The 16,584-nt window shown below is 68.3% G+C and carries 14 protein-coding genes; 3 read left to right on the top strand and 11 right to left on the bottom strand.

What is annotated here, in order from left to right; all coding sequences use genetic code 11:
• Window positions 1-979: 979 nt before the first annotated feature.
• From JWS14_RS33250 to JWS14_RS33225, 6 genes are read right to left on the bottom strand one after another with little or no spacing between them, the layout of a single operon-like run.
• Window positions 980-2,920 (bottom strand): acetoacetate--CoA ligase, encoded by a 1,941-nt coding sequence (locus JWS14_RS33250; RefSeq protein WP_072945645.1) that lies wholly within the window; start codon window positions 2,918-2,920, stop codon window positions 980-982.
• A 60-nt stretch (window positions 2,921-2,980) separates the two neighbouring features.
• Window positions 2,981-3,814: an HpcH/HpaI aldolase/citrate lyase family protein gene (locus tag JWS14_RS33245; RefSeq protein ID WP_206015174.1), complete on the bottom strand. Its 834-nt coding sequence runs from the start codon at window positions 3,812-3,814 to the stop codon at window positions 2,981-2,983.
• Window positions 3,811-4,296, bottom strand: coding sequence for a MaoC family dehydratase (locus JWS14_RS33240; protein WP_206015173.1), 486 nt, complete (start codon window positions 4,294-4,296; stop codon window positions 3,811-3,813). The genes JWS14_RS33245 and JWS14_RS33240 overlap by 4 nt, the downstream gene beginning before the upstream one ends.
• Complete coding sequence (locus JWS14_RS33235) at window positions 4,293-5,453, bottom strand: acyl-CoA dehydrogenase family protein (RefSeq protein ID WP_206015172.1); 1,161 nt, start codon at window positions 5,451-5,453, stop codon at window positions 4,293-4,295. Before JWS14_RS33235 ends, JWS14_RS33240 begins: the two co-directional genes overlap by 4 nt.
• On the bottom strand, window positions 5,450-7,459 hold the full coding sequence (locus tag JWS14_RS33230; protein WP_072945637.1) for an acetyl/propionyl/methylcrotonyl-CoA carboxylase subunit alpha: 2,010 nt from the start codon (window positions 7,457-7,459) through the stop codon (window positions 5,450-5,452). Before JWS14_RS33230 ends, JWS14_RS33235 begins: the two co-directional genes overlap by 4 nt.
• A gap of 14 nt (window positions 7,460-7,473) precedes the next feature.
• The gene (locus JWS14_RS33225; protein ID WP_206015171.1) at window positions 7,474-9,063 is read right to left on the bottom strand and encodes a carboxyl transferase domain-containing protein; all 1,590 of its coding nucleotides are present in this window, start codon (window positions 9,061-9,063) and stop codon (window positions 7,474-7,476) included.
• Window positions 9,064-9,178: 115 nt separating this feature from the next.
• On the opposite strand from JWS14_RS33225, the gene JWS14_RS33220 reads away from it, so the two are divergent.
• Window positions 9,179-9,820: an SACE_7040 family transcriptional regulator gene (locus JWS14_RS33220; RefSeq protein ID WP_072945633.1), complete on the top strand. Its 642-nt coding sequence runs from the start codon at window positions 9,179-9,181 to the stop codon at window positions 9,818-9,820.
• A gap of 49 nt (window positions 9,821-9,869) precedes the next feature.
• Here the strand turns inward: JWS14_RS33220 and JWS14_RS33215 are convergent, their stop codons facing one another.
• The 3 genes from JWS14_RS33215 to JWS14_RS33205 form a co-directional block, all read right to left on the bottom strand.
• Window positions 9,870-10,139, bottom strand: coding sequence for a GlsB/YeaQ/YmgE family stress response membrane protein (locus JWS14_RS33215; protein WP_072945630.1), 270 nt, complete (start codon window positions 10,137-10,139; stop codon window positions 9,870-9,872).
• A 147-nt stretch (window positions 10,140-10,286) separates the two neighbouring features.
• Window positions 10,287-10,913 carry a response regulator gene (locus tag JWS14_RS33210; protein WP_072945628.1) on the bottom strand — a complete coding sequence of 209 codons (627 nt, stop codon included), beginning with the start codon at window positions 10,911-10,913 and terminating at the stop codon, window positions 10,287-10,289.
• Complete coding sequence (locus JWS14_RS33205) at window positions 10,910-12,112, bottom strand: sensor histidine kinase (protein ID WP_095860945.1); 1,203 nt, start codon at window positions 12,110-12,112, stop codon at window positions 10,910-10,912. The genes JWS14_RS33210 and JWS14_RS33205 overlap by 4 nt, the downstream gene beginning before the upstream one ends.
• 164 nt (window positions 12,113-12,276) lie before the next feature.
• On the opposite strand from JWS14_RS33205, the gene JWS14_RS33200 reads away from it, so the two are divergent.
• Both JWS14_RS33200 and JWS14_RS33195 read left to right on the top strand, forming a co-directional pair.
• A complete protein-coding gene (locus JWS14_RS33200; protein WP_206015170.1) occupies window positions 12,277-12,861 on the top strand; it encodes a GlcG/HbpS family heme-binding protein in 585 nt (194 codons plus the stop codon).
• A 12-nt stretch (window positions 12,862-12,873) separates the two neighbouring features.
• Entirely contained in the window at window positions 12,874-13,371 is a 498-nt protein-coding gene (locus JWS14_RS33195; RefSeq protein ID WP_095860947.1) for an ankyrin repeat domain-containing protein, read from the top strand.
• A gap of 10 nt (window positions 13,372-13,381) precedes the next feature.
• Here the strand turns inward: JWS14_RS33195 and JWS14_RS33190 are convergent, their stop codons facing one another.
• Both JWS14_RS33190 and JWS14_RS33185 read right to left on the bottom strand, forming a co-directional pair.
• Window positions 13,382-15,019, bottom strand: a complete 1,638-nt coding sequence (locus JWS14_RS33190; protein ID WP_072945619.1) for an AMP-binding protein — start codon at window positions 15,017-15,019, stop codon at window positions 13,382-13,384.
• 161 nt (window positions 15,020-15,180) lie between these two features.
• On the bottom strand, window positions 15,181-16,521 hold the full coding sequence (locus JWS14_RS33185) for an MFS transporter (protein WP_373560125.1): 1,341 nt from the start codon (window positions 16,519-16,521) through the stop codon (window positions 15,181-15,183).
• Window positions 16,522-16,584: the final 63 nt, after the last annotated feature.

Genomic DNA, 16,584 nt, shown 5'->3' with positions numbered 1-16,584 from the left:
AAGGCCCTTACATCCCGACCTACTTGCGGTGAGCGGGTTCATACGTGGCTCCGTTCTCTCATCGATCCAACAAGCGGCCACCCAATCGGTGCTCGTCATCCTCCGAGTCGAGAGCCGAGTCTACGGCCCTGGTGAAGGAACGAAACATCGTCGCGATCATCGCTTCGGCCTCCTCTCGCTCGGTGGTGACATTTTCGGTTCGTACGGTTCCGCGGCAACGCCGGGAATTACATCGGTGTCAGATCCAGTACCGTTACCGGCGCTGCTGTGACGTACCCAACCCTCGATACTTCCAGAACCAGGCCTGAATTCGATCTTCGACGCGCTCATATTCAACAGGCAGAACCACATTCCGGGCGCCGTGTCCAACCGGAACGCGGATACCGTACCGAGAGTCGGAATTTCGCTAGGTGTACAACTGTCGTATCCAGTTTCATGTTCCGCCTCCCGACTGTCCTCCATGCACGGTGCAGCCGATCAGGTGATCGACCGCGGCGTTGAACACCCACTGCCCCCCGTGACCGCAGTTTTTGCCAACCACCGTGTCTACCAAAGCCCCGAGCAGGTCTCAAAACGACGAGCACCCGAGGTTGCGCGCGGGGAATAACCGACCAGGTCCGTCGCCCGTCCATATCGAGCGGAATACTGGACGCCCGACCACTGCGCTGTGCGCATCCAGGTCGGGGCAGATCGCCCGCTGACCTGCCACGGAGAAGCGCAGGCACTACCGCGGCGAGGACGGGCGACCCAGCGAGATCGCGGCCGCATCCCAGCATCTGGAACGCGCTCCCGAAACGCTGCACCCCGGGTGTCCGATTAGTCGCATTTGCTGCGGCGCGACCAATCGGAGGCGGGCGGGAGATATCTCACATTCGCGGATACCCGGCCGTCGGCAGGTCGATCTCTCGCAGCCAGTAACAAAGGTAAGACTAACCTAATCGTTGGCGCCCAACGACACTGAGATCGGCGGAGTCGCTGCTCAGCGTCCGTGCCGCGCGAACCAGTCGAGCAGGCCGGGGTCGTCGACGGCACTGCGGTCCACCGTCCGCCCCGCGTCCGCACCCTGGAAGATTCGCTTGAGCGGCACCTCGAGTTTCTTGCCGGTGCGGGTGTGCGGGATGCCCGGCGCCTCGATGATGTCGTCGGGCACGTGCCGCGGCGATGCCTGCTCCCGGATAGCTCCGCGGATCCGCTGCTTCAGCGCGTCGTCGAGTTCCGCACCCTCCGAGAGGACCACGAACAGCGGCATCCAGTATCCGCCGTCCGCCTGGTCGACCCCGACGACGAGCGCCTCGGCAACCTCCGGGAGCTTCTCCACCACCTGGTAGATGTCGGCGCTACCCATCCGGATTCCATTGCGGTTCAACGTGGAATCGGACCTTCCGTGCATGAGGACGGTCCCGCGATCGGTGATCGTGATCCAGTCACCGTGCCGCCACACTCCGGGGAACACTTCGAAATAAGCTTCGCGGTAACGCTTTCCGTCCGGATCGTTCCAGAACGACACCGGCATGGACGGCATCGGCGCGGTGACGACGAGTTCGCCCACCTCGTCTCGCACCGGCCGGCCCGACTCGTCGAACGCCTCGACGGCGACCCCGAGGCAGGGGGCGGACAGCTCGCCAGGCCAGACCGGGACGGTGCGCGCTCCCCCGATGAACGCCGACACCACGTCGGTCCCACCGGTGATCGACACGACGGGAACGCGGCGACCGACGTTCTCCGACAGCCACAGCGACGACGCCGCAGGCAGCGTCGATCCGGTGACTCCCACCGTGCGCAGCGCGCTCAGATCGTGGTCGCGGACGGGGATCACCCCCGCCTTGTCGCACGCGAGAACGTAGCCGGGACTGGTGCCGGCCACCGTGACACCCAGTCGTGACACCAAGGCCCACAACGCATCCGGAGTCGGATGCGACGGGCTTCCGTCGTAACAGACGATCGTGGCTCCCACCAGCAGGCCCGCCGTCTGGAAGTTCCACATCATCCAACTGGGACTGGTGTACCAGAAAAATTTGTCCTCGCGGCCGATGTCGAGCTGGAGCGCCAGCGACTTCACGTGTTCGAGGAGAACACCTCCGTGACCGTGCACGATGCCCTTCGGCAGGCCGGTGGTCCCCGAGGAGAACACCACCCACAACGGGTGGTCGAACGGGACGGGAACGGGCTCGAGTGCGCGGCCCCCGGCGGTGGCCTCCGCCCAGGTGACGCCGCCGTCGACGGCGGCGTCCGCATCGAGGTGGGGCACCACCACGGTGAGGGCCGGCGACAACCCGGCGCGCAGCTCGGCCACCGCCCCCAGACGGTCGTGCTCCTTGCCCCCGAACCGGTACCCGTCCGCGGTGATCAGCGCTGCCGGCTCCAGTTGACCCAGCCGATCGAGCGCGGCCGGCGCGGAGTAGTCCTGCCCGCACGCCGCCCACACGGCGCCGAGCGACGCCGTGGCGAGGAATGCGACCACGGCCTCGGGGATGTTCGGAAGGTAGCCGACCACGCGATCCCCGACCCCGACCCCGTGCTCGCGAAGCGTCGCGGCGAGTCCCGCCACCGCGGACCGCAACTCGTCCCACCCGATCGAGACGTCGGCGCAGCCCTCACCCGCGTACAGGATCGCCGGACAGCCGGGGCGGGCATTCCGGAAGACGTGGTCGACATAGTTGAGCGTGGCCCCCGGAAACCAGACGGCGCCCGGCATCGCGGCGTCGGCGAGGGCGGGCCCGGGGTCGGTGGCGGACCGGAACTCGAAGTAGTCCCACACGCCCTGCCAGAACTCCCCCGGCGCCGCCACCGACCAGCGCCACAGCGACCGGTAGTCGTCGACCGTGACACTGTGGCGCCGCGCGACGAACGCGGCGAAATCGGTGATCACCGCGTCGCGCACGTCGGCTTCGGTGGGAACCCATTGCGGATCGGCAGCCATGGGCACCATCTTCCCCGAGAGCGCGGCCGTTCCGCGCTCTTTCGCCGCCTACCGCCGACCTCAGGCCGGCGTGTCCCGCGCCGAACCGACCTGTGAGCGGCGCAGGATCGCCTCGGCGTGACGCAGGACCGGCGCGTCCACCATCTTTCCCTCGAACGCGAACACCCCGCGCTGATCGGCGACGGCGGCGAGAACCCGCGTCGCCCAGTCGACGTCCTCTTCGGACGGCGCATACGCCTCGCGGATCACCGCGACCTGACTCGGGTGGATGGCGACCTTGACGTCGAATCCGACGGCGACGGCATCGAGTGCTTCGGCGCGGAGCCCACCCAGGTCCTTGATGTCGAGATAGACGGAGTCCAGCGCGAGCCGGTGATAACCCTTGGCAGCCAGCAGCGTCGACGACCGCACCTGGGTGGCGACGTCGCGGTAGCTGCCGTCGTCGCGGCGGCTGGAGTTGCCGCCCATCGCGGCGACGAGGTCTTCGGCCCCCCACATCACACCGATGGTGCTGGCCGCCAACGCGATCTCGGTGACCGCGAGCGCACCGAGCGGCGACTCGACCAGGGCGATCACCTCGCGCGGAGCCAGCGACAGCACCTGGTCGGCCGACTCGCACTTGGCGAGCATGAGCCGGGTGTAGCGGGTGCCGTCGAGCGCCAGCAGGTCGCGTTCGTGGTCTTCGGTGCCGACCGGGTTGACCCGCACGACGGTGCGATCGGGATCGAGCGGGGTGTCGATGAGGGCGACCCGGGCCGCTTCCTTGTCGCAGGCCGCCACCCCGTCCTCGAGGTCGAGGATCACGACGTCGGCCGCCGCGGCCGCCTTCGCGTACCGTTCGGGCCGGTCCGCCGGGCAGAACAACCAGGCGGGACCGGGCAGTTCCCAGCTCACGACGGCTTCTTCTGGACGAGGGTCTTGCGGACCGCGATCGCCACCACGTCGCCGTTCTGGTTGCGGCCGGTGTGCTCGAGCGTGACGATGCCCTCGCCGGGACGGCTCTTCGATTCGCGTTTGTCCGCGATCTTCGTCTCCGCGTACAGCGTGTCCCCGTGGAACAGCGGCTTCGGGAAACTGATCTCCGAGAACCCCAGGTTCGCGACGATGGTCCCCTGCGTCAGCTGCGCCACCGACAGTCCGACCAGTGTGGAGAGGGTGAACATCGAGTTGACGAGGCGCTCGCCGAACTGGGTGCCCTCGCTGTACGCCGCGTCCAGGTGCAGGGCCTGGGTGTTCATCGTCTGGGTCGTGAACAGGACGTTGTCGGCCTCGGTGACGGTCCGGCCGGGGCGGTGCTCGTACACCGCGCCCAGCTCGAACTCCTCGAACCACAGGCCCCGCTGGACGATTCGCCTCGGTTCAGTCGTAGCGGTCACAGGCCTGCCTCCCGCGCGATCAGCATCAACTGCACCTCGGTGGTGCCCTCGCCGATCTCCAGGATCTTGCTGTCGCGGTAGTGCCGCGCCACGGTGTACTCGTTCATGAACCCGTAGCCGCCGTGGATCTGGGTGGCGTCGCGGGCGTTGTCCATCGCCGCCTCGGAGGCGACGAGCTTGGCGATGGCGGCCTGCTTCTTGAACGGCTTGCCGGACAGCATCCGGGCGGCGGCGTCGTAGTACGCCGTGCGCGCGGTGTGGGCGCGCGCCTCCATGCGGGCGATCTTGAAGGCGATGGCCTGGTTGTGCCCGATCGGCCGCCCGAACGCCTCCCGTTCCTTGGCGTACTTGACCGACTCGTCGACGCATCCCTGGGCGGCGCCGACGCTGAGCGCGGCGATGGCGATGCGCCCCTCGTCGAGGATCCGCAGGAAGTTCGCGTACCCGCGACCGCGCTCGCCGAGGAGGTTCTCCTCCGGGACGCGCACGTCCGCGAACGTGAGCGGGTGGGTGTCGGAGGCGTTCCAGCCGACCTTGTTGTACGCCGGTTCGGCGGTGAAGCCGGGTGTCGACGTCGGCACGAGGATGGTGGAGATCTCCTTCTTGCCGTCCTTCGTCCCGGTCACCGCGGTGACGGTGACGAGCTTGGTGATGTCGGTTCCGGAGTTGGTGATGAACTGCTTGTTGCCGTTGATGATCCATTCACCGCTGTCGAACTTCGCGGTGGTCTTCGTGCCGCCCGCGTCGCTTCCGGCACCCGGCTCGGTGAGCCCGAACGCGGCCAGGCTCTTGCCGCTCGTCAGCTGCGGCAGCCACTCCTGCTTCTGCTCCTCGTTGCCGAACCGGTAGATCGGCATCGCACCCAGCGACACGCCGGCTTCCAGGGTGATCGCGACACTCTGGTCGACCTTGCCGAGTTCTTCGAGCGCCAGGCACAGGGCGAAGTAGTCGCCGCCCATTCCGCCGTACTCCTCGGGGAACGGCAGGCCGAACAGGCCCATGTCGGCCATCCCCGACACCACCTCGTACGGGAAGGAGTGGTTGGCGTCGTGTTCCGCCGCGACCGGTGCCACCACGTTCTTGGCGAAGTCTGCGACGGTCTTCGCCAACTGCTGGTACTCGTCCGGAAGCTGGCCGGTGGCAAGGAATTCGGTCATGACGCGTCTTCTTTCGTGTCGGTGGGGTCGGTGTGCGGGGTGACTCGGGCGAGCAGTTGGTCGACCATCACCTGGTCACCGGGCACGACGAGGATGTCGACGACGCCGTCGACGGGCGCGGTGAGCGAATGTTCCATCTTCATCGCCTCGACCACGACGAGGCTCTGGCCGGCGGTGACGTGGGCGCCGGCTTCGGCGCCGACGGCGATGACGGATCCGGGCATGGGGCTGGTGATCTCCGCCTCGCCGGCGTGGACGTCGCCGGTGCGGACACTGAGTTCGCGGACCTCACGCAGCATCGTCGTGCCGTCGGACCCGGCGAGCCAGATGTGCCCGTCGGTCTGGGCGACCCGGTAGGTCTCGCGCCTGCCGTCGATCACCACCGAGAGCGTGGACCCGTCGAGCGCCGCGGTCAGCGACAGGGTGTCGCCGTCCTCGACCTGTGCGGTGGCCTCGGACGGGCTGCCCGTGATTCGCACGTGGTCGGTGCGGGTGGGCGAGGACAACCGGATGCTGGTGGGTGCGGGCGTCCCGACCCGCCAGCCGCTCGGAACGTCCCACGGGTCGGCCTGCGCCCCCACGGGCCAGCGCTGCAACCACCGGAACGCCGCGGCGGCGATCAGGGCGCCGTCGGTGGCCTCCGCGGCGACGAAGTCCTCGAGCCGCCGATCGAGCAGACCGGTGTCGAGATCGCCCGCCACCACGTCCGGGTCGGCGAGCAGGAAGCGCGCGAACTCGATGTTGGTGACCACTCCCAGCACACCCGTGCCGGCCAGGGCGCGGTCCAGTTTCCGCAGCGCGGCGGCGCGGTCGTCGGCATGGGCGATGACCTTCGCCAGCATCGGGTCGTAATCGCTGCCCACCACCGTGCCCGGCTGCAACCCGGAATCGACGCGGACACCGGGGCCTGCGGGTTCGACCACGTCGGCGACGAGTCCACCGGTGGGCAGGAAGCCGCGGCTCGGGTCCTCGGCGTAGACGCGGGCTTCGATGGCGTGACCGGTGAGGGTGACGTCGTCCTGGGTGAACCCGAGCGGCTCACCGGCGGCGACCCGCACCTGCCACTCGACGAGGTCGAGGCCCGTCACGAGTTCGGTGACCGGGTGCTCGACCTGCAACCGGGTGTTCATCTCCATGAAGAAGAACTCGTCAGGCTTGTCGGCGGAGACGATGAACTCGACCGTTCCCGCACCGGAGTAGTCGACGCTGCGCGCGGTGTTGCAGGCGGCCTCGCCGATCCGGGCGCGGGTCGCCTCGTCCAGCAGCGGCGACGGCGCCTCCTCGATGACCTTCTGGTGCCTGCGCTGCAGACTGCATTCGCGCTCCCCGAGGTGGACGACGTTGCCGTGCCCGTCCGCGAGGATCTGCACCTCGATGTGCCGGGGGCGCAGCACGAATCGCTCGAGGAACAGGGTGTCGTCGCCGAACGCCGACGCCGCCTCACGCCGCGCGCTGCGCAGCGCCTCGGCCAGCGCGCCCGGCTCCTCCACCAGGCGCATGCCCTTGCCGCCGCCGCCCGCCGAGGGTTTGACGAGCACCGGGTATCCGATGTCGCCTGCGGCCGCGATCAGTTCGTCGTCGGACAGGCCGGGCCGGGCGATGCCGGGGACGACCGGAACGTCGAACTTCGCCACCGCGTTCTTGGCGGTGATCTTGTCGCCCATCACCTCGATGGCGTGAGCGGACGGGCCGAGGAACGCGATCCCCGCATCCGCGCACGCGCCGGCGAACTTGGAGTTCTCCGACAGGAACCCGTACCCGGGATGGATGCCCTGCGCGCCGGTGGCGCGGGCCGCCTCGATCACCTTCTCGATGACGAGGTAACTCTCCCGCGCCGCGGCCGGGCCGAGCAGCACCGCGGTGTCGGCCTCGCGGACGTGCCGCGCGTCCCGGTCCGCCTCGCTGAAGACGGCGACGGAACGGATGCCCATGGCCCGCAGCGTGCGGATCACGCGCACCGCGATCTCGCCGCGGTTGGCCACCAGGACGGTATCGATCCGAGTCATTTCAGTCATTCCACTCACATCCGGAAAACGCCGTAGGAGACCGGCTCGACCGGTGCGTTCGCACACACCGAGAGCGCCAGTCCGAGAACAGTTCTGGTATCGGCGGGGTCGATGATGCCGTCGTCCCACAGCCGCGCGGTCGAGTAGTACGGGTTGCCCTGCGCCTCGTACTGCTCGCGGATCGGCGCCTTGAACGCCTCCTCGTCCTCGGCCGACCAGGGGTTGCCCGCGCTGTCGAGTTGTTCGCTGCGCACCGTCGAGAGCACCGACGCCGCCTGCTCCCCGCCCATCACGGAGATCCGGGCGTTCGGCCACATCCACAGGAACCGCGGCGAGTACGCCCGCCCGCACATCGAGTAGTTGCCCGCCCCGTAGGAGCCGCCGATCACGACGGTCAGTTTCGGCACCCGCGCACACGCCACCGCGGTCACCATCTTCGCGCCGTGCTTGGCGATGCCGCCGGCCTCGTAGTCGCGACCGACCATGAAACCGGCGATGTTCTGCAGGAACAGCAGCGGAATCTTGCGCTTGTCGCACAGCTCGATGAAATGCGCACCCTTCATCGCGGACTCGGCGAACAGCACACCGTTGTTGGCGATAATGCCGACCGGGTGGCCCTCGATGTGCGCGAAACCGGTGACCAGGGTCTTGCCGTACTCGGCCTTGAACTCCTGGAATTCACTGCCGTCGACGATGCGGTCGATGACCTCGTGGACGTCGTAGGGGGTGCGCGGGTCGGTGGGGACCACGTCGTACAGGTCGGTCTGCGGCGCCGTCGCAGGGACGGCGCTGATCACGTCCCACGGACGCTCGGCGCGCGGGCCGAGGGTCGCGACGATGTTCCGCACGATCCGCAACGCGTCCTGGTCGTCCTCCGCGAGGTGGTCGGTGACACCGGAAACCTTCGAATGCAGGTCGCCGCCGCCGAGTTCCTCGGCCGTCACGACCTCACCGGTCGCCGCCTTCACCAGCGGCGGGCCGCCCAGGAAGATGGTGCCCTGGTTGCGGACGATGACCGCCTCGTCGCTCATCGCTGGCACGTAGGCGCCGCCCGCGGTGCAGGAGCCGAGGACCGCCGCGATCTGCGGGATACCCTGCGCGCTCATCGTGGCCTGGTTGTAGAAGATGCGCCCGAAGTGCTCGCGGTCGGGGAACACCTCGTCCTGCCTGGGCAGGAACGCGCCGCCGGAGTCGACGAGGTAGATGCAGGGAAGCTGGTTCTGCAGCGCGATCTCCTGCGCCCGCAGGTGCTTCTTCACCGTCATCGGGTAGTAGGTGCCGCCCTTGACGGTCGCGTCGTTGGCGACGATCACGCATTCCCGGCCGGACACCCGGCCGATGCCGGCGATGACGCCCGCACCGGGGCACTCGTCGTCGTACAGGCCGTTCGCCGCCAGCGGCGAGATCTCCAGGAACGGGCTGCCGGGATCGAGCAGCGTGTCCACCCGATCGCGGGGCAGCAGCTTGCCTCGGCTCACGTGCCGCTCGCGCGACTTCTCGCTGCCGCCGAGCGCGGCCACGGCCAGCCGCGACTTCAGCTCGTCGACCAATTTCGTGTGCTCTGCCCGGTAGCCCTCCCGTGCAGTGATTCCGCCCAGTGCCATCCTGCCGCCTTCTTTTCTTGACGCCCGTGCCGAGTGAGTTAATGCTCGATAACTGAAACTAAGATAACTGTGATTAACTGAGTTGTCCAGACCGCACCCCGGAAAGAGCAAGGCGATGACTGCAGACGTCGACGACACCGAAGCGACGACCCCGACCATCGACGGTGCCCCGATCACGCGCCGCGAGCAGATGAAGGCGGATCGCCGCCGCCAGCTGCTCGACGCCGCCGCCCGCCTCATCGCCGAACGGGGCTTCCTCGGAGTCCGCCTCGAGGACCTCGGCTCCGCGGCGGGAATCAGCGGCCCCGCCGTGTACCGGCACTTCCCCAACAAGGACGCCGTCCTCGTCGAACTGCTCGTCGGGATCAGCACCCGGCTGTTCGAAGGCGGGTCGCTCGTCGCCGCGGAGGCAACATCCCCGGACGCGGCGCTGGAAGGTCTGATCGATTTCCATCTCGACTTCGCACTCGGGGAACCCGACCTCATTCGCATCCAGGACCGAGACCTGGAGAGCCTGCCCGCCGACGCGCGCCGGGAGGTCCGGCTGACGCAGCGGCGTTACGTGGAGATCTGGGTGAAGGTGCTTCTGCAGGTGGATTCGTCGCTGGACGAGACGGATGCCCGCACCAAGGCGCACGCCACGTTCGGGCTCATCAACTCGACCCCGCACAGCGCCGACCCCGCCACCCCGTCGCGCACCCGGAAAGTGCTGCGCGACATGACGTTCTCATGCCTGCGGCCCGTGAGTACTTCTTAACCGCGGGCGGTTGAGAAGTACTCACGGGCCGCAAGGCACTGTCGGGTGGTTACACCCTGTTCTTGCTCGTCATCGCGGTGTATCCGAGCGACAGCACGGCCGCTGCGGCAATGCTGATGATCCACCGGATCCAGTCGATCCCTCCGGTGTTCCCCTTGCCGAGGAGCCCCTCCCACACCCAGTACCCGATCAGCGCACCGATGATGCCGAGGACGACGGTGATGACCCACCCCATCGCCTGCTTTCCCGGAATCACGAGACGCGCCAGAACGCCGATGACCGCACCGAAGATGATGGTGCCGATGATGTTGCCGACCATGGCCCTTGTCCTCTCAACACGCAATTCATGGTGCGAGCGGAAGGTCACCGCTCATTTCGAACATAACCACCTGGACAGCTGTTCGACAGGGCTTCGGCAAATCGTTGCCAAAAGGTTCACGCGGTGTACCACCGCGAATCCCCCGGTTCAGCGGATGCCCTGCCGTCGCAGCGCCACGGACACGGCCGCGGCCCGGGTGTCGACACCGAGCTTCGAGTAGATGTGCGCGAGGTGCGTCTTGACCGTCGCCTCGCTGATGAACAGGGCTTTGCCGAGTTCCTTGTTGGTCATCCCCTTGGCCAGCAGGGTCAGCAATTCGGCCTCCCGCGGCGTGAGAGCCTCCTCGGGGCGCTGCATCTGCTGCAGCAGGCGCGACGCGACGGGCGGCGACAGCACACTCTGGCCGGCCGCCGCGCCGCGGACGGCGGCGAAGATCTCCTGGGGCGTCGAATCCTTCAGGAGGTACCCGATGGCACCGGCGTCGATGGCGCGGACGACGTCGGCGTCCGTGTCGTACGTCGTGAACACCAGCACCGGCAGGTCCCGGTCGACCTGCCGGATCCGGCGGATGGCCTCCACCCCGTCGATGCCGGATCCGAGGGCCAGATCCATCGTCACGAGCCGCGGCCGGCGGGTGGTCACGGCGTCGACCGCCTCCTCGCCCGTGCCCGCCTCGGCGATCACCTCGATGTCGGGCTGGGAGTCGAGCAGCGCCCGCAGTCCGGCGCGCACGACCGCGTGATCATCGACCAGCAGCACGGTCACGGTCGTCATGCCGAGGTTCCTCTCGCGCACGGTATCTGTGCGGCCACCACGGTGCCCTCGCCCGGTGCGCTCTCGACGGTGAACGTGCCGCCCAGTTGCTCGACGCGGCTGCGCATCGCACGCAGGCCGTATCCGCCGCGGTCCGAGGGAGGTCCGCTGGGTGCGGGGTCGAAACCGGCGCCGTCGTCGTAGATGTCGAGTGCGACGGCGTCCGGAAGGTACGTCAGGGTGACACCGACGGTGTCGGCCCGTGCGTGCCGGGTGATGTTGGAGACGGCGCTCTGGGTGATCCGCAGCAGCGCGTGCGCCACCTCCGCAGGAATCGCGATCGGAGTGCCCACGATCCGGAGTTCCGCCCGGGGGTGGTGGGTACGCGCGGCGGCGAGCAGTGCCGCGTCGAGCGGCTGGGATTCCAGGTTGGGCGCTGCGAGATGGTGCACGAGACTGCGGGTTTCCGCCAGGTTCTCGCGCAGCGTTCCGGTCGCCACACGGACGTCCTCGCGGGCCCGCGCCTCCGCCCGCGGATCTGCCTGCGCCCAGATCTGCTCGGCGGCCTCGAGCCGGAGGAGACTGCTCGTCAGTCCTTGCGTCACGGTGTCGTGGATCTCGCGGGCCAGTCGTTCGCGTTCGGCGAGGACCCCCGCCTCCCGCTCGGTCTCCGCGAGCCGGGACCGTGTCTCCGCCACCTGACGGAGCAGCCGCACCCGTTCCCGGCCATCCCGCTCGATCTGGCTGTACGCCATGACGATCAGCGCGCCGGTGCACAGCGGTCCCACCAGCACCGCCCACTCGGTGCGCCCGGAGAACGTGAAGAACGCCAGCGACGTGAGGACGGCGAGAACACCGACGACGGGATACGCGATACGGCTCGGGTAGGCCCTCGTGCAGAGGAAGAACATGGGAAACGCGCACCACGCGAAACTCGGCGCGAGCCAGACGAGTACCGCCCACGTCGTCAGCACCGGCCACACCCACGGTTCCCACGCGCCGCCCCGCCGCGCCACCACCACGGTCGACGTGTACAGCGCGGCGAGCGCCGCGATCAACGCGACCACGACGACGAACTGCCCGCTGACACCGTGGTACGTGAGGTACCGCGCCGTCGACGTCGCGAGGAGAACGTAGAAGGAGACATGGATGGCCGTACCGAGCGGGCCGCGCAGACTCTCGCCGGCCGACCTGTCCACTCCGTCCACGGGTCCAGTCACGTCTGTGGATCCTACGGACGTGCGGCAGGTCGTGGATCCACCGTTCGGATGATCTACCCCCGCCGGACGGATGAGCCCGGGAGCGCCGTCGGCCCGATGCGGTCACCGGCGCTTGCGGGCCAGGCTGGTCACGTCAGCTCGTCACTCCCTTGAAAGGCCTTCCGATGCGCACCTTCCACCGACTGCCCCGCATTCTGGCGATCACCGTCCCGCTGGCCGCGATCGTCGCAACCGCCGCGTGCGGCGCTTCCACGACGGACGAGGCGACGGCGGCGTCCACTCCGGTCGCGACGGCCGCCGCACCCGCCCCGGTCGACGGCGCGGACGGCCTGGTCAGCCAGAACCGTCTCGGTGTCGGGGCGGCGCAGACCGCCGCGCAGGCGGCGCTCGCGAAGTGCCAGGCCGACGGACTCGGCTTCGTCACCGTGTCGGTGGTCGACCGCAACGGCAACGTGCAGGCCATGCTGCGGGGGGACAACGCCGCGCAGCACACCGTGAAGGCGGCCCGGCAGAAGGCGTACACCGCCGCCGCGTTCGGCGCGAACACCAGCGACCTGAGCGAACGCGCCAAGGGCGACGGCGCGACGGTCGCCGACCTTCCAGGCACGTTGTTCCTGGCGGGCGGCGTGAGTGTGAAATCGGCGAGCGGGTCGATCGCGGGTATCGGCGTCGGCGGCGCCCCCGACGGAATGCGGGATCAGGCCTGCGCGGCGGCCGGTCTCGACGCGATCGCCGGCGCCCTGGGTTGAAGAGCCGCTCCCGTGTCGACTCCCGAACTCGAGCACGCACTGTTCGACGCCGTCGCCCGTGACGACGCGTCGGCGGTGCGCGCGCTGCTCGACGCCGGAGCCGACGTGAACGCGAAGAACGCCCGCGAGGACTCGGCGTTCCTGTACGCGGGCGCGGAGGGGCTGAACGAGATTCTCGCGCTCACCCTCGACCACGGCGCCGACGTGACCAGCATTAACCGGTTCGGCGGAACCGCGCTGATCCCGGCGGCCGAGCACGGCCACGTCGAGACCGTGCGGATGCTGATCGACGCGGGTGTTCCGGTGAACCATGTCAACGATCCGGGCTGGACGGCACTGCTCGAGGCCGTGGTCTACGGCGACGGCTCCGCCCGCTACCAGGACGTCGTCCGACTGCTCCTCGACGCGGGCGCCGATCCGGCCATCGAGGATGCCGACGGCCGGACGGCACTGCAGCACGCGGAGCGACGCGGGCAGGATGCCGTCGCGGCGCTGCTGCGGACCGGGTGACCGGTGCGGGTCAGGTGTGCCCGATCAGGTCGAGGGACTGCTCACGCATCTCGACCTTGCGCACCTTGCCCGTCACGGTCATCGGAAACTCGTCGACGACGTGCACGTACTTCGGGATCTTGTAGTGGGCCAGCTTGCCGGTGCAGAATTCGCGCACCTTCGCCGCGTCCAGAGGTTCGGTGTCTTCCTTCATCCGCACCCACACCATCAGTTCCTCGCCGTACTTCGCGTCCGGCACGCCGATCACCTGCGCGTCGAGGATGTCGGGATGGGTGTACAGGAACTCCTCGATCTCCCGGGGGTAGACGTTCTCGCCGCCGCGGATCACCATGTCCTTGATCCGCCCGGTGATCGCGACGTACCCGTCGGAGTCCATCACACCGATGTCGCCGGTGTGCATCCACCGTCCGGCGTCGATCGCTTCCGCAGTCTTCTCCGGGTTGTTCCAGTACCCGAGCATCACCGAGTACCCGCGAGTGCACAGCTCCCCCGGCTCGCCCCGCGGAACGGTCAATCCTGTTGCCGGATCGACGATCTTGACCTCGAGATGTGGGCCGACCCGGCCGACGGTGGAGACCTTCTGGTCGATGGTGTCGTCCGACCGCGTCTGCAGCGACACCGGCGACGTCTCGGTCATCCCGTAGCAGATGGAGACCTCGGCCATCCCCATCAGTTCGATGACGTGCTTCATCACCTCGACCGGGCAGGGCGATCCGGCCATGATTCCGGTCCGCAGACTGGACAGGTCGAAGGACTCGAAGTCGTGCTCGGCGAGTTCGGCGATGAACATCGTCGGCACCCCGTACAGCGACGTGCACTTCTCCGCCTCGACGGCCTGCAGCGTCGCCTTCGGATCGAACGAGGGACCCGGAATCACCATGGTCGCGCCGTGACTCGTGCACGCGAGGTTTCCCATGACCATGCCGAAGCAGTGGTAGAACGGCACCGGGATGCAGACGCGGTCGTTCTCGGTGTAGTGGCACAGCTCGCCGACGAAGTACCCGTTGTTGAGGATGTTGTGGTGGCTGAGCGTCGCCCCCTTCGGGAACCCGGTTGTCCCCGAGGTGTATTGGATGTTGATCGGGTCGTCGGGTGACAGCGCGGCCTGCGCCGCGCGCAGCCGGGCCGGATCCGCGGCATGCGCGGCCATGCCGTCCGACGCCAGCCTGCTCCACTCGGCACTCCCGAGCAGCACGACCACCTCGAGATCGCCGCACTCGGGCCGGACCTCCTCGATCATCGCCGCGTAGTCCGATGACTTGAACTGCGGAGCCGACACGAGCAGCCGGACACCAGCCTGGTCGAGCACGTACTTCAATTCGTGCGCCCGGTAGGCGGGGTTGATGTTGACGAGGATCGCGCCGATCTTCGCGGTCGCGTACTGGATCAGCGTCCATTCCGGGCAGTTCGGCGCCCAGATCCCGACCCGGTCGCCCTTCGCGATGCCCCGCTTCAGCAACCCCGCCGCCACGGCGTCGACGTCCCGCTTCAGTTCGGCGTACGTCCACCGCCGCCCCGACGGCCGGTCGACCAGGGCGTCACGATCGGCGTGGGCCGCCACGGTCCGGTCGAAGTTGTCTCCAATGGTGTCGCCGAGCATCGGGGCGTCCCACACGCCGTGGGTGTAGCTGGGAAGCGGGGTTGTCATCACTCTTCCTCTCCAGGAACCCGTTCGGGCGCCTACGGGACGGGCAGACCGGAAGGCCCTTCCGCGGTCGAACTTACTCTTGGTTGTTGTGATCCAGGGCATACTGCACGGCGAGGGGTGCCGGTAACTGTGCGAAGTCCGGACACCCCTCGCCTGCGGGGTCAGAGCGCGTCGTCTTTCGTTTCCACCAGGGCCTTCGTGCACAGCAGGCTCACCACACCGAGGACGGCGAGCAACACGCCGATCGCGGCACTGCCGTACGCGGACGCCAGGGGCGCGGCGATCAGCGGCGGCACCGCGCCGCCGAGCACGCCGGCGAGGTTGTAGCCGAGGCCCGCGCCGGTGTAGCGGTACCGCGTCTGGAACATTTCCGGAAGCAGGGCGCCGCAGGGACCGTAGGCGATCCCGAAGATGGCGAGCGTGACCATCACGCCGATCGTGAACGCGACGGGCGAACCGGTGTCCAGCAGCGGGAACAGCGCGAGCGCCCACACGACGGCCAGGCCGCAGGAGATCATGATGACCCGTCGACGTCCGATCCGGTCCGAGTACAGCGCCGAGACGACGATGGTGAATCCGAAGACCACCGCCGAGGCGATCCCGACCGTCAGCACGAACGGGCGGCTGAACCCGAGGGTCTTGGTGCCGTAGCTGGTGAGAAACGCCGTCCCCATGTAGAAGAACGCGAACAGGGTGGCCAGCGCGCCGGCCGAGAGGAGGATCTCCTTGGTCTGGAACCGCCAGGCGTCCATCAGCGGGAGGGTCCGCGGGGCCGCATCCGCACGGTCTGCCTGCTGAGCGGCGCGGAACACCGGCGTCTCCTCGATCGCCAGGCGCATGTAGAGACCGATGCCGACCAGGACGGCACTGAACAGGAACGGAATCCGCCACCCGTAGTCGAGGAAGACCTCGTTGGTGTCGCCCAGCAGGCTGCCGGTGACGAGGAACGTGGCGCTGGAGAGGATGAAGGCCACCGCGGGCCCGAGTTGCGGGAACATCGCGTAGAGGCCGCGTTTGCCCGGCGGTGCGTACTCCGCCGTCAGCAGCGTGGCGCCCGCCCACTCGCCGCCGACGGCGAATCCCTGCCCGAAACGCAGCAGCACCAACAGAATCGGGGCCGCGACGCCGATCGTCGCGGCGCCGGGCAGCAGGCCGATGAGGAAGGTCGAGACGCCCATCAGGATGAGCGTGGAGATCAGGGTCTTCTTCCGCCCGATCCGGTCACCGTAATGGCCGAACAGCATCGCACCCACCGGCCTGGCGACGAAGGCCACGGCGAAGGTCGCGAAGGAGGCGACGGTGCCTGCGGTGGAGCCGAGTGCGGGAAAGAACACCGTGGGGAACACCAGTGCTGCGGCGGTGCCGTAGATGAAGAAGTCGTAGAACTCGATGGTCGTGCCGATGCCACTGGCAATGGCCACCTTGCGGACGCTGGTACCGCCCTGTCGCACCGGCGTGGGGGCGTGGGGGGCGCCCGCACCCGAGTTGGAGACTGTGGTCACTCGATTCCTCCGTGGTCCGTGGGGAACACCCTGGTGGGCGTATCCCGGATGAGAGGAAAAGTA

Origin of the sequence: Rhodococcus koreensis (genome assembly GCF_017068375.1) — a bacterium.
Taxonomy (GTDB): domain Bacteria; phylum Actinomycetota; class Actinomycetes; order Mycobacteriales; family Mycobacteriaceae; genus Rhodococcus_F; species Rhodococcus_F koreensis.
This window is presented reverse-complemented; position numbering and strand designations above follow the sequence as displayed.